The 12,946-nt window shown below is 63.3% G+C and carries 12 protein-coding genes and 1 tRNA gene; 8 read left to right on the forward strand and 5 right to left on the reverse strand.

Annotated features, from left to right (window positions below):
- Nucleotides 1-128: 128 nt before the first annotated feature.
- The 3 genes from WDM24_RS20765 to WDM24_RS20775 form a co-directional block, all read right to left on the reverse strand.
- Nucleotides 129-218: transfer RNA gene (locus WDM24_RS20765), tRNA-Ser, on the reverse strand.
- Nucleotides 219-581: 363 nt separating this feature from the next.
- On the reverse strand, nt 582-845 hold the full coding sequence (locus WDM24_RS20770; RefSeq protein WP_338832288.1) for a hypothetical protein: 264 nt from the start codon (nt 843-845) through the stop codon (nt 582-584).
- Between the two features lie 822 nt (nt 846-1,667).
- A complete protein-coding gene (locus WDM24_RS20775; RefSeq protein WP_175619276.1) occupies nt 1,668-1,886 on the reverse strand; it encodes a hypothetical protein in 219 nt (72 codons plus the stop codon).
- A gap of 818 nt (nt 1,887-2,704) precedes the next feature.
- Between WDM24_RS20775 and WDM24_RS20780 the strand changes: the two genes are divergently transcribed.
- The gene (locus WDM24_RS20780) at nt 2,705-3,145 is read left to right on the forward strand and encodes a low molecular weight phosphatase family protein (protein WP_338832422.1); all 441 of its coding nucleotides are present in this window, start codon (nt 2,705-2,707) and stop codon (nt 3,143-3,145) included.
- On the opposite strand, the gene WDM24_RS20785 is transcribed toward WDM24_RS20780, so the two are convergent.
- A complete protein-coding gene (locus WDM24_RS20785; protein ID WP_338832289.1) occupies nt 3,138-3,509 on the reverse strand; it encodes an NUDIX domain-containing protein in 372 nt (123 codons plus the stop codon). The two genes, WDM24_RS20780 and WDM24_RS20785, sit on opposite strands and share 8 nt — an antisense overlap.
- 717 nt (nt 3,510-4,226) lie before the next feature.
- Here WDM24_RS20785 and WDM24_RS20790 point away from each other — a divergent pair.
- A complete protein-coding gene (locus tag WDM24_RS20790) occupies nt 4,227-5,159 on the forward strand; it encodes a septal ring lytic transglycosylase RlpA family protein (protein WP_414645744.1) in 933 nt (310 codons plus the stop codon).
- A 33-nt stretch (nt 5,160-5,192) separates the two neighbouring features.
- On the opposite strand, the gene WDM24_RS20795 is transcribed toward WDM24_RS20790, so the two are convergent.
- Nucleotides 5,193-6,128 carry an alpha/beta fold hydrolase gene (locus WDM24_RS20795; RefSeq protein ID WP_166295454.1) on the reverse strand — a complete coding sequence of 312 codons (936 nt, stop codon included), beginning with the start codon at nt 6,126-6,128 and terminating at the stop codon, nt 5,193-5,195.
- 160 nt (nt 6,129-6,288) lie between these two features.
- On the opposite strand from WDM24_RS20795, the gene WDM24_RS20800 reads away from it, so the two are divergent.
- The 6 genes from WDM24_RS20800 to WDM24_RS20825 all read left to right on the forward strand — a co-directional run bounded on the left by WDM24_RS20800 (nt 6,289) and on the right by WDM24_RS20825 (nt 12,942).
- A complete protein-coding gene (locus WDM24_RS20800; protein WP_338832291.1) occupies nt 6,289-7,539 on the forward strand; it encodes a D-alanyl-D-alanine carboxypeptidase family protein in 1,251 nt (416 codons plus the stop codon).
- 1 nt (nt 7,540) lies between these two features.
- A complete protein-coding gene (gene tmk, locus WDM24_RS20805; protein WP_338832292.1) occupies nt 7,541-8,227 on the forward strand; it encodes a dTMP kinase in 687 nt (228 codons plus the stop codon).
- Nucleotides 8,224-9,264 (forward strand): DNA polymerase III subunit delta', encoded by a 1,041-nt coding sequence (locus WDM24_RS20810; RefSeq protein ID WP_338832293.1) that lies wholly within the window; start codon nt 8,224-8,226, stop codon nt 9,262-9,264. Before tmk ends, WDM24_RS20810 begins: the two co-directional genes overlap by 4 nt.
- Before the next feature lie 104 nt (nt 9,265-9,368).
- Nucleotides 9,369-11,333, forward strand: a complete 1,965-nt coding sequence (gene metG, locus WDM24_RS20815) for a methionine--tRNA ligase (protein WP_338832294.1) — start codon at nt 9,369-9,371, stop codon at nt 11,331-11,333.
- 14 nt (nt 11,334-11,347) lie between these two features.
- Nucleotides 11,348-12,139: a TatD family hydrolase gene (locus tag WDM24_RS20820; RefSeq protein ID WP_338832423.1), complete on the forward strand. Its 792-nt coding sequence runs from the start codon at nt 11,348-11,350 to the stop codon at nt 12,137-12,139.
- Nucleotides 12,136-12,942: an MBL fold metallo-hydrolase gene (locus tag WDM24_RS20825; RefSeq protein WP_338832295.1), complete on the forward strand. Its 807-nt coding sequence runs from the start codon at nt 12,136-12,138 to the stop codon at nt 12,940-12,942. Before WDM24_RS20820 ends, WDM24_RS20825 begins: the two co-directional genes overlap by 4 nt.
- Nucleotides 12,943-12,946 lie beyond the last annotated feature (4 nt).

Raw genomic sequence — 12,946 nt, forward strand, 5'->3', positions numbered from 1 at the left:
CACGTTGGAAACGTGGATTCCGGTTGACACGCGTAGATATTGGGCGGCACGAAAATGAATATTTTCGTTACAGCGCAATGGCTTAGGTGTCAGGGATAGACGCGTATAGACACTGATGGATTAGCAGGTGGCGGAAGGGGTGGGATTCGAACCCACGGTACCCTTGCGGGCACGCCGGTTTTCAAGACCGGTGCCTTAAACCACTCGGCCACCCTTCCAAAACTTGAAATCGTTAGGCTTTTTGTCGGTGTCGGCAGCACAGATCTAGAACTGTGCTACCAGCTTGCTACCCAACGGTCGTCGCTTTCTATGCAGCAAGCGCTCAAACGTCAACGCGCTGTACCCGAGCGCGTACGGGGTGGGCTAATCGTCCTTCTTTGGGCGCTTTAGGTCCAGCCGCTCGATGCGCTCATCGATCAGTCATCCTTCCGCGTATCCCTCCTGTAGAGGCTACCATGCAGGCCAATGGCAACGAGGCTCAGGACAACAGCAAGGACCAGGAGATAGTAGGACCAGTCCATGTCGGGCAGCTTCTCTGCACGTGCCAATGAGGAGAGAGCAGGGGAACCTGCGGTGAATTTTCACGGTTTTCCGATGTCGAGCTCAAGATAGCTTTGATGAAGGCTGACCGGCGTTTTCATGCCGTCAAAGAGCACGCGAACAGCTAATTTGCTTGCTTTGCCCGCGCCAACGACCGATCCGGTCGTATAGAGGGCTCTCTTCATTCGACTAGCGCCGAGTTCGCTCAGGTGGACCCGATCGCCGATCTGAAAAATTGGCTGTTCGGTTGGCAAATGATTGAAGCCGCGCAATTGACAAACCTCGATCCGGAATTCCCTCTCCATCTTGTTTGGTGAAGTGGGCGGGACCGTCGCTCCGTGGCCCGGAGCGGCGATCCCTTATCGCGCGATGGTCGGGGTGTGGTGTGGATGTCGGCCAATCCGCACGACTAGGGATACAGTAAATCTGCAAATGCTCGTGGCAATTGCCATTCTGAACTAGCCCCAACCAGCGGCGCGATAGTCTGGCCCGTGGCGCAAAGGTGGTAGCGCGCTGCAGCAACAGCGAATCCTGATGGATGAAATTAGAAAGAGTCGTAACGTCATGGTCGGAGGTTGGCCGCTACAGCCTCCGGTGTCGCCGTTAGCCCCAGCTCGCCCCCTGAGCTGGGGCTCGCCGTACCACTGCTTCTCGAATTTTCTCCTCGAATATTCGGATCGTATCCAGGCTCGTTGGGATCGGTGATCGCAATTTCAACAGGGAACTATCCGCCCCCAGAATGATTAACCGAGTTAATCTTGGAGACTCGAGAATGTCGGATGAAGACATCGCTCTGCAGGCCGTAAGCGCCGCCCAGGAAATCCTTGAAGAGTATCTCGAACCTCGGCCGCGCACCAATGAACGGCTGATCCTTGACGCGACTGGTTGAGGTACTTGAACAGCCCAGTCTTATCGTTGCAGTAAATCGGATGCAGCGCGGCTATCGCTGAGCGTGCAGTCTGCGATTGAGTTGGACTGCGCGAGCGCTAGCCAATCTCTGGCCAACGCAAGCCATGCGATGCGATCGTCGGCATGCCGCGCTTCCGAAGCGCGCCTTTCACAATGCGCTGCCAACTCACGTAAACGAGCCAGATCGTCGAGCAGAACGGGGCCAGCGTAGCGCGACGTCATGGTACGCGCTCTGGATTGGGTCGGGATACCTGCGCAATGAGGGATTCCGTCAGCGTCTGCTTGACGTATTCGGCCTGCTCCTTCGTTAGCTTCTCGGCGAATGGGCCATTTTTTTTGAGCTGCGCCGGCCCCTTGAGTTCCCGATCATAAACCATCCAGTCAGCGCTTCCTCGCCGAACGAGGAACCTGGCTTGTTGATGTGCTGTGTAATGCAACGATACCTCCCAAATGGCGGTCCGCCGGTCCTAAGTATACACACCAGGTGACCGCTTATTCCCGAACCGGGACACTGAAATTCCCGGCAGCCAATCAGTTGCACAGTTCATGCCACTCCAATGCGGTTAGCTCGACCACTCCAGTCGCAATCCTGGCGGTTGGAAAATCCGGCTTGACCGACGTCTTGCGCCAGAAACAGCCCCGTGCGCCAGTTGTCGTAGATTGTGGCCCGCACCAGGGATCCGCGGTTCACTTGCACGGTCGCCGGCAAGCGAGGTTCGATCATTCGTTCGGTGGACGCGCCGCCCAAAATGCGTACCGGTCAGGTCGCTGCCGCGCCCGATCGCGCGTAGGGTGTTTGTGACCTGAACGACCTGTCGGCCGGAATGATCCGCAGGCGAAGATCAGCCAGCGCGGTGTTCATGTTTCAGACGGAAACATGAGAGGCCGACGACATCCGTCTTCAATGGGTGTGGATGGCGTCGTAGACGTGGGCGCTAAAGATAGCCGCGCTCAAAAGCAGCAGCCCGATGACTGTGGCTTCGATCATGACACTTCCCCTTATCTTTTGCGGACGGTTTACCGACCAAATGTTTCAGGCCGGTTTCGCGGGCCGGTTAAAATGGTTTCACGGGGTAGGGATTAGGCTGGGTGCCGCGGCCGACTGCGCGTCGTGGGGAGGGATAGAATGCCCAAGTGTGGCCGAAATGGCCGGCATGCTGGCAAACACCATTCTGCCGGCGTCACGAAACCCGGGCTGCGGCTCATTGCGGCATGCACGCAACGGCGTTGACCGCGAGCGCCCGGCTTGGCCATCATGATGCTCATGAAGCGCGTCCTCTTCCTTTGCACCGGCAACTACTATCGCAGTCGATACGCCGAGGAGCTGTTCAATCACCTTGCAAGCGCCGAACGGCTGGTGTGGCGCGCATTCTCCAGAGGCGCGGCCGAACGCGGATCGCCCGACAATGTCGGGCCGATGTCAGGCTTTGCTGACGAGCGTCTCCGCGCAACGGGCATCATACCGGAGGGCGCGGCACGCTATCCGCAGCCATGTTCGCTGGCTGACTTTGGCGATGCGGACCTGGTGATCGCGCTCAAGGAGGCGGAGCATCGTCCGCTCATTGAGCGCCGGTTCCCCGAGGCTGCCGGCAGGGTGACGTACTGGCATGTCGACGATATCGACGTTGCGCTTCCCCCGGTTGCGCTGGCCATGATCGATAACCGCGTCCGCGAACTGGTTTCAGCCCTCAGGTAATCGGTTCGCGTTTCAGGAAGATCGCCAGCGCATACTCCGCGGGGGCCGCCAGCGTGCCGCTGAGACGTTCGAGTTCGTCGATGGCGACGATCACGAGGCGGCCTTCGGTGACGGTCAGCCTGTCGGCGGGCACGTCCCGCGCGAGAAACACCTCGCCGCGAAGGCTGCGGTCTGGCGTTGAATAATCCGGTCCGGAATACCGGCCGATGAGCTCAAAACGCTCGGGCGGCAGGTAATAGCCGATCTCCTCGTGGACTTCGCGTGCCACGCATTCCAGGAAGGTCTCGGTGCCTTCCCGGCGTCCGCCGAAAAGGCTGATCTTTCCCGGATCGGAGATGTGGGGAAGGTCGTCGCGCCGCTGCATCAGAAGGCGGCCATCCGTGCTGATGAGGAGGGCGGATGTTCCCTCTCGTACTCCTCCGCCCGCGGCGTCCAATGGGTCAGCCGAAAGCGAAGGCCAGCAGGCTCGAGCACAGCAGCACAAGGCTTGCTGCGGTCAGGGTCAGAAACCCGTCGGAGACCAAATCGTGATTACGCATGATACACCTGCCTTGATGTGATGCTCATCCGAATTGATTAAAGCTTTCCGAACATTCGCTCCAGGAAAGGGTGACGCGTCTTTCCGCCGTTCAACGGACCGTCAGGCCCGGTACCGATAGCCTTCCACGGCATGCGCCAAGAAGATCGCCGCACTCACCAGGCCCATCACCGCTGTAACCGTCTCGATCATCGCAAACTTCCTTTGCGCCCCACGCTCGGGAGAAAACGATTGCAGGCTTGCACAGTCAAAAAGATTCAATTGTTGGAATCGAAGATGCCCCCCAACTGATGATTTGCTGCAACAGTGTGTCTGATCGCGGGACAGGCGAGGGCGTTTTGGACGGCGCAGGCTCCGTAGAACAACTGAGGAGGCGCAACAGGCAATTTACCAAGGTGCCATAGCCTTGCGGCTCACCGCATTTCCGCCGTGTTCCGGTTGCGATATCGTCAAGCGCTGGTGCGGAGGTGGGCCGCATCGTGACGAAAACGATCCCGACGCCTCGGAGTAGGCGCCGGTCCGGCAGAATGGTACTTGGGGCAGATGGGGACTAGACGGCCAGATTCGATGATCCGGACGGCGCGCGGCGCCGTTGCGGTGGCGACGTGCCTCGTCCTCGCCAATTGCGCCTCCTCGAACCAGTTCGCGAGCCGCGTCGATCCCAAATACGGCGTGTCGTCGAGCCCGCGCGTCGTCGCGCTCGGCGATCCCGTGCCGAAGGGCGGCGGCACCTACCGTGTCGGCAAGCCCTATGTCGTGGCCGGCCGCACCTATGTGCCGGAGGAGAACGAGAACTACCGCGCCGAGGGCATGGCGTCCTGGTACGGCGACGATTTCCATGGCCGCCTGACCGCCAATGGCGAAGTGTTCGACATGGGCTCGCTCACGGCAGCCCATCCGACCTTGCCGATGCCGAGCTATGCGCGCGTCACCAATCTGAGCAACGGCAAATCGCTCGTCGTTCGCGTCAACGACCGCGGGCCGTACCACGGCAACCGCCTCATAGACGTCTCGAACAAAGCCGCCGAACTGCTTGAATTCAAAGGCAATGGCGTCGCCCGCGTCCGCGTCGAATATGTCGGCCGGGCGCCGCTCGAAGGGTCCGACGACCGCCAGCTGATGGCGACCTTGCGGACCGGTACGCCGGCGCCGTCACCGTCCATGGTGCGGGTCGCCTCGGCACGGCCGTTCGTGCCGGAAATGACGTCCTCGGCAGGCCGTATCCGCGGCGATGTCCCGGTGCCAGAGGGGCGGCCGTACAGCCTCGGCAACACCCAGGCCGACTATGCCTCGGTGAACGCCACCTCTGAAATGTCGGCCTCGAGCCGGTCGCACCGCCGCGCCCTGAACAATCCGCGCGAGGTCTCCTACGAGGGTGACGCGCGCTATGCCGCGACCCCAAGCCCGGCGGCAGCCTATGTGCCGATCGACGCGCGCGGACCGGCCGAAGTCCTGAGCGGACGCGGGCTCTACTGAATCAAAGTGTTGTGAATCAAGTCCTTGGCCTGATTATTTCAGAAATGCGATCAGCGCCGAATTGACCTCGTCAGGGCGCTCCTGCTGGATCCAGTGGCCGGCGCCCTCGATGATCAGCTTCTGCCGCAGGTTCGGCAGCACACGCTCCATGTCGGCAACCCGCTTGGCGCCGATCAGCCCGGTAATCACCGAATCATTCGAACCGGCAATGAACAGCGACGGCTGATGGATCTGCGCATCCTGCCAGGGCGCGGTCAGCTCCCAGTTGCGGTCGAGATTGCGATACCAGTTGAGGCCGCCGCGGAAGCCGGACTGCCGGTAGCCCTCGGCGAATTCGGCGATGTCGGCCTCGGTCAGCCAGGCCGGCAGCGGCATTCCGGTCGGCAGCTTGCCGAGAAAGCCCTTGGCCTCATCGACGAACATCGAGCTCGGATCGGAGACACCGCGCCCCAGCACCAGCCTCATGGTGTGGGCGATGTCGCGCTCGAACTCGGCCTCCGCTACGCCGGGCGGCTGGAAATACTGCCAGTAGAAATTGGTGATGCCGCTCTCGCGCAGGGTCTCGAGCGGACGACCACGCCCGCGGAACGGCGGCGGCACGCTGAGGCCGGCGACCTTGGTGAAGATATCCGGTCGGAACAGGGCCGCGTGCCAGGCCACCGGCGCCCCCCAGTCGTGGCCGACGATCATCGCCTGCTTCTCGCCCAGCGCGGCCACCAGCGCGACCATGTCGCCGACGGTATCGAAGATCGTGTAGGCGCCAATGTCGGCCGGTGCGCTGGTGCGGCCGAAGCCGCGCATGTCAGGGGCTGCGACCCGAAAGCCGGCCGCGGCGAGGGCTGCGATCTGGTGCCGCCATGAATAGGACAGTTCCGGCCAGCCATGACAGAGCACGACCAGCGGGCCTTGCCCGGCCTCGCGCACGAACATGTCGATGCCGTTGGCGGAGATGGTGCGGGAGGGTGACATCGCGTTTCCGCCTTGTTTGCCGGTTCTGGTGTCGTGAGCTAGTTCGAAGGATACGGATGTTCGGTACAGCCGGCAATCCAACCGGCGGTGCACAGCGCAGAAACCTCAGTTGTTTGCGATACTTCCACCTGTTAGAACGCAGCCTTTCAGGACATCGCCGATGGCAGCCCCAACCGCAGTTCCCAGCACGTTCCTAGCTTGCGGCTGGCGTGGGCTGGTCGCGGCTCTGGTTGCGCTGGCGATCGGCTGCGGCGGGGTGGTCTACGCCGCCAACAACAGTGTCCAGGGCGCCAAGAAGGACGAGGGCGGGTTCGACGGCGATGCGCCGACCGCGATCCTGGTTGAGGCCTCCTCGGGCAGCGTGCTGTTCGAGAAGAACGCCGACGAGCTGCGCGCGCCCTCCAGCATGATGAAGCTGATGACGGCCGAGGTGGTGTTCGACGCCATCAAGAAGGGCGACATCAAACTGTCAGACGAGTACCGGATCAGCGAAAATGCCTGGCGACGGGGCGGCGCGCCGTCCGGGACCTCGACGATGTTCGCGGCAATCAACAGCAAGGTCTCGGTCGACGATCTCCTGCATGGCGCGATCATCCCGAGCGGCAACGACGCCTGCATCGCGCTCGCCGAAGGCATTGCCGGCAACGAGCATACATTCGCGACCGACTTCATGACCAAGCGTGCCCGCGAGCTCGGCATGACGAAGTCGACCTTCGGCAATTCCAACGGGCTGCCCGATCCCGCCAACAAAATGACGGTGCGGGAACTCGCGCTGCTGGCGCGGCACATCATCCTGACCCACCCGGACCGCTACAAGCTGTTTGGCGAGAAGGAATTCACCTGGAACAAGATCCGCCAGCAGAACCGCAATCCGCTGCTCAACGCCTTGCCAGGCGCCGACGGATTGAAGACCGGCTACACCAAGGAAGGCGGCTACGGCATGGTCGGCTCGGCCGTGCAGAACGACACAAGGCTGATCGTCGTGGTCAATGGCCTCGAGGATTCGGAGGACCGCGCGACCGAAGCCAAGAAGATGCTGGAATGGGGGTTCCGCAGCTTCGAGACCCGGGTCCTGATCGCGGCCAACCAGCCGGTCGGCTATGCCCGGGTGTTCGGCGGCGAGAGCCGCTCGGTCAAGCTCGTCAGCCCCGATCCGATCAAGGTGATGGTGTCGAAGAACGGGAACGACAAGCTGCTCGCGCGCGTCGTCTATAACGGTCCGGTCAAGGCGCCGATCGCGGCCGGCCAGAAGATCGGCGTCGTCCGGGTCTGGCGCGGCGGCAATGTCGCGATGGAGACGCCGGTGTTCGCGGCGGAGGCCGTCGGCACCGGATCGACGATGCGCCGCGCGCTCGACGGCGCCCAGGAGCTCGTCATCGGCATGTTCCGCGCCGGCGTCGAGAAGCTCTGACATGACGGAAGCAGCAGCCGAACGGCCGAGCTTGCGCGGTCGCTTCATCACCTTTGAGGGCGGCGAGGGGTCGGGCAAATCCACCCAGATCCGCAAGCTCGCCGAACGCCTCGATGCCGCCAAGCTGCGCGCGATCGTGACCCGCGAGCCCGGCGGCTCGCCGGGAGCGGAGATCATCCGCCATCTCGTCCTGTCGGGGATGGGCAAGCTGCTCGGACCGGACGCCGAAACGCTGCTGTTTGCCGCCGCCCGCGACGATCATGTCCGCACCGTGATCCTGCCGGCGCTCAATCACGGCATCTGGGTATTGTGCGATCGCTTCTTCGATTCCACGCGCGCCTATCAGGGCCAGCTCGGGCAGGTGCTGCCCGGCCTCGTCAACGCCATGCAGCGCGTCACCATCGGCGATCTGAAGCCCGATTTGACCTTCATCCTCGACGTGCCGGTCGAGGTCGGGCTGCAACGCGCCGCCGCGCGCCGCGGCGATGCCACGGCCGATCGCTTCGAGGCCGAGGGCATCAAGTTCCATCAGGATTTGCGCGAAGCGTACCAAAGGATCGCGGCCGAAGACCCGCAACGCTGCGTTCTGATCGATGCCACGGCCGACCCTGATACGGTCGCGGGCAGGATATGGGCCGCGCTGCGCGAACATTTGCGCTCGACGTTCACGGCGGACAGTCCCGCATGAGCGCGCGCAAGGTCGAACAGGAGATTGCGGCCCGGCATCCGCGCGCAACGCCCGATCTGTTCGGGCATCGCGAGGCGGAGACCGCCTTGCTCGATGCCTATCGCAGCGGACGAATTCCGCATGCCTGGCTGATCGGCGGCGCGCAAGGCATCGGCAAGGCGACGCTGGCCTACCGCATGGCGCGGTTCGTGCTCGCGTTCCGCAATCCGAAGTCATCCCAGGTTCAGGCGGCGCCGACGTTGCGGGTTGATCCCGCCGATCCGGTGGCGCGCCAGATCACGGCTGGCGCACATGGCGGGCTGCTGGTGCTGGAGCGGGGCCTCAATGACCGCGGCGTGATGCGAACCGTGATCACCGTCGACGAGACGCGGGAGACGATCTCGTTCTTCGGCTCGACCGCCGCAGTCGATGGCTGGCGTGTCTGCATCGTCGACACCGTCGACGAGCTCAATCCCAACGCCGCGAACGCGCTGCTGAAGATCCTCGAGGAGCCGCCGCAGCAGTCGCTGTTCCTCCTAGTGAGCCACGCGCCGTCCCGGGTGCTGCCGACCATCCTGTCCCGCTGCCGCAAATTGCTGCTGCGGCCGCTGGAGACGGGCGACGTGGTGCGCGCGGCCTCGGCCGCAACCGACATGGCCGCCGACGATCCTGCGCTGGCTGAAGCCGCGGCCGCCTCCGAGGGCAGCGTCGGGCGGGCGCTGGCGCTGCTCGGCGGCGACGCGCTCAAGCTACAGCAGCGCACGGCTGCGCTGCTCGCGACGCTGCCGAGCGTCGATCCGCGCGAGCTGCATGCGCTGGGTGACGCGCTCGGCACCAGCGACCGCGTCGCGCTCGCCGCTTTCATCGACGGCATCGATCGCTGGATGAGCGAGCGCATGCGCAGTGGCGATACCAATGCCAATCTGCCGCGCCTTGCACGGCTGGCGGAGGTATGGGAAAAGGTCGTCCGCGCCGCACGCGATACCGAAGCCTACAATCTGGAGCGCAAGCCGCTGGTTTTCTCGGTGTTTTCGATGCTCGCGGAAGCGACCCGATAGACACCCGTCTGAAGACACACCTGTCTGACAACACACTCGTCTGAAAACACATCTGTCTGACAACACTCCCGACAATCTCGTTTCGATCTGCAAAGGATTCCGTGGTGGCGACCGCTAACAAGAAATCGTCGAAGAAGGCCAAGAAGACGAAGAAAGCATCGCCCGCTCGCGCGTCCAGCAAAGCCACCGCGAAGTCGAGTGCCGCCAAGAAGGGTGGGCGCGTTACCAAGAAGGTGAAGAAGGCGGTCAAGGCCAAGACGGGAGCCAAGAAGTCGGCGACGAAGAAGGCCGCTAAAAAGACCGTCAAGAAAGCCGCGAAAAAGACAACCAAGAGGGCTGCCGCGAAGGCCGCTAAGGCTCCGCCGAAAAAGGCGGCCGCAGCGGCCGTGGCACCGGCTGCAAAGAAGCCAGCTCCTCCGAAGCCCCCGGCTGCCGAGAAGGCCCCGAAAGCGGCAACGGTTCGTGCGCCGAAGCAACCCAAACCGGCTGCGGCTCCGGCGCCTGCATCCGTCTCGGCACCCGCCGCGGACCGCGGCAACGCTTTCTACATCACGACCGCGATCGCCTATCCGAACGGCCAGCCGCATATCGGCCACGCCTATGAGGCGATCGCGACTGATGCACTGGCGCGCTTCCAGCGGCTCGACGGCAAGGACGTGTTCTTCCTGACCGGCACCGACGAGCACGGACAGAAGATGATCCAGACCGCGCAGGGCGAGGGGATGACGCCGTTCGATCTCGCGACCCGCAACGCCGCGCGTTTCAAGGAGATGGACGAGCGGCTCAATGTCTCGTTCGACCGCTTCATCCGCACATCTGAACCTGCTCACCACAAGTCGGTACAGGAAATCTGGCGCCGCATGCAGGACAATGGCGACATCTATATCGACGCCTATGCCGGCTGGTATTCGGTGCGCGATGAGGCCTATTACGCCGCGGATGAAACCACTGTCGGTGAAGACAACGTCCGCCGCGGCCCGCAGGGCACGCCGGTCGAATGGGTCGAGGAGAAGAGCTACTTCTTCAAGCTCTCGGCCTACCAGGACAAGCTCTTGCACCTTTATGAGAGCCAGCCCGATTTCATTGGCCCGGATTCCCGCCGTAACGAAGTGATGAGCTTCGTGCGGGGCGGGCTGAAGGACCTCTCGATCTCGCGCACCACGTTCGACTGGGGCGTCAAGGTCCCCGAGGATCCCGAGCATGTGATGTATGTCTGGGTCGACGCGCTGACCAACTACATCACCGGCGTCGGCTATCCCGACGAGAGTGATGAGCGCTGGCGCTACTGGCCGGCCGACGTTCACATCATCGGCAAGGACATCATCCGCTTCCACGCGGTGTACTGGCCGGCCTTCCTGATGTCGGCCGGCATCCCCTTGCAGAAGCGGGTCTATGCGCACGGCTTCCTGTTCAACAGGGGCGAGAAGATGTCGAAGTCGGTCGGCAACGTGGTCGATCCCTTCAATCTGGCGAACCAGTACGGCGTTGACCAGGTGCGCTACTTCTTCCTGCGCGAGGTGCCGTTCGGCCAGGACGGCAACTACAACCACGAGGCGATCGTCGCGCGCATCAATGCCGACCTCGCCAATGATTTCGGCAATCTCGCGCAGCGCTCGTTGTCGATGATCGCAAAGCAGCTTGGCGGCGTGCTGCCGGAGCCCGGCGAGTTCAGCGAGAGCGACAAGTCGATCCTGGCGCAGGCCGACGCCATGCTGGAGACGTCGCGGACCGCGATGGCGACGCAGCAGATCCATCAATGGCTCAACACGGTCTGGGCCGTGGTCGCCGAGGCCAACCGCTACTTTGCGGGCGAGGCGCCGTGGGCGCTGGCGAAGACCGATCCTGCGCGCCAGAAGACGGTGCTCTATGTCACCGCCGAAGTCGTGCGGCAGATCGCGATCATGGCGCAGGCCGTGATGCCCGAATCCTGTGCCAAGATGCTCGATAGCCTCGGCGTCCCCGCGGACGCGCGCAGCTTTGCGGCGATTGCCGAGCGGATCAGGCCCAGGACGGTTCTGCCGGCGCCGGTCGGCGTGTTCCCACGCTATGTGGAACCGAAGACCGAGTGAGCGGTTCGAAATTCATGCTGGTCGACAGTCACTGCCATCTCGATTTCCCTGATTTCGCCGACGATCTCGACGGGATCGTCGGACGCGCCGAAGCCGCCGGCATCGGCCGCATCGTCACGATCTCGACCCGGGTGAAGCGGCTCGGCGGCCTGCTTGCGATCACGGAGCGCTTTCCCGACGTCTACTGTTCGGTCGGCACCCATCCGCATCACGCCGATGAAGAGGATGGCATTCCCTCGAGCGAACTGATCGAGCTGACGAAGCATCCGAAGGTGGTCGCGCTCGGCGAGGCGGGGCTCGACTATTTCTACGAGCATGGTTCGCGCGAGGCGCAGGCGCGCGGCTTTCGTGCGCACATCGCCGCAGCGCGCGTAACCGGTCTGCCGCTCGTCATCCATACCAGGGAGGCCGACGAGGATTGCGGCCGCATCCTGGAGGAGGAGGTCGCGAAGGGGCCGTTCAAGGCCGTGCTGCACTGCTACACCGGCGGCCGCGAGCTCGCGATGAAGGCGATTGCGCTCGGGCTGTCGATCTCGTTTACGGGCATCCTGACCTTCAAAAAGTCGGACACCCTGCGCGCGCTGGCGGCCGAGCTGCCGGCCGACCGCATCATGGTCGAGACCGACGCGCCGTATCTTGCGCCCGGAAAATTCCGCGGCAAGCGCAACGAGCCGTCCTATGTCGTCGAGGTCGCCAAGGTGCTCGCCGAAACCCGCGGCGTTTCGCTGGAGGAGATCTCGCGGCAGACCACTGAAAACTTCTTCCGGCTGTTCTCCAAGGTGCCGGCGCCGAAGGTTGCTGCATGACGCTGACACTGACAATTTTGGGCTGCGGCTCTTCCGCCGGCGTGCCGCGCCCGGCGCTCGGCTGGGGCGCGTGCGATCCCAACAATCCCAGGAATCGCCGCCGCCGCTGCTCGATCATGGCCGAGCGCACTATGGAGCACGGCACCACGCGGGTCGTGATCGATACCTCGCCCGACCTGCGCGAGCAGCTGATCGACGGCAATGTCGAACATATCGACGCCGTGTTCCTGACCCATGAGCATGCCGACCAGACCCACGGCATCGACGATTTGCGCTCGGTGGTGCTGCATCAGCGCCGCCGCATCCCGGTCTACTTCAACCAGTCGACCGCCAAGGACATCATGGCGCGGTTCTCCTATTGCTTCATCTCGCCGGAAGGCAGCGACTATCCGCCGATCCTGACCCGGCATTCGATCGAGGCCGGCGAGAGCCATACGGTGCAAGGGAGGGGCGGCCCGCTGAAGCTCGAGGCCTTCCTGGTGCAGCACGGCCGGATTCCGGCGCTCGGCTACCGCATTGGCGACGCCGCCTACACGCCCGATCTGCACGACATCCCCAAGGAGAGCTGGCCGGTACTCGAAGGCCTCGACCTCTGGATCGTCGATGCCTTGCGCTATGCACCTCATCCGAGCCATTTCAGCTTGGCCGATGCGCTGTCATGGATCGATCGCTTCAAGCCGAAGCAGGCGGTCCTCACCAACCTGCATTCCGACCTCGACTATGAGGTGCTGCGGCAGAGCCTGCAGGCCGGCGTGATCCCGGCCTATGACGGCATGCGCCTGACGCTTGATCGGGCGAGCTGAAAGC

Origin of the sequence: Bradyrhizobium sp. 27S5, assembly GCF_037217225.1 — a bacterium.
GTDB classification, from domain to species: Bacteria; Pseudomonadota; Alphaproteobacteria; order Rhizobiales; family Xanthobacteraceae; genus Bradyrhizobium; species Bradyrhizobium septentrionale.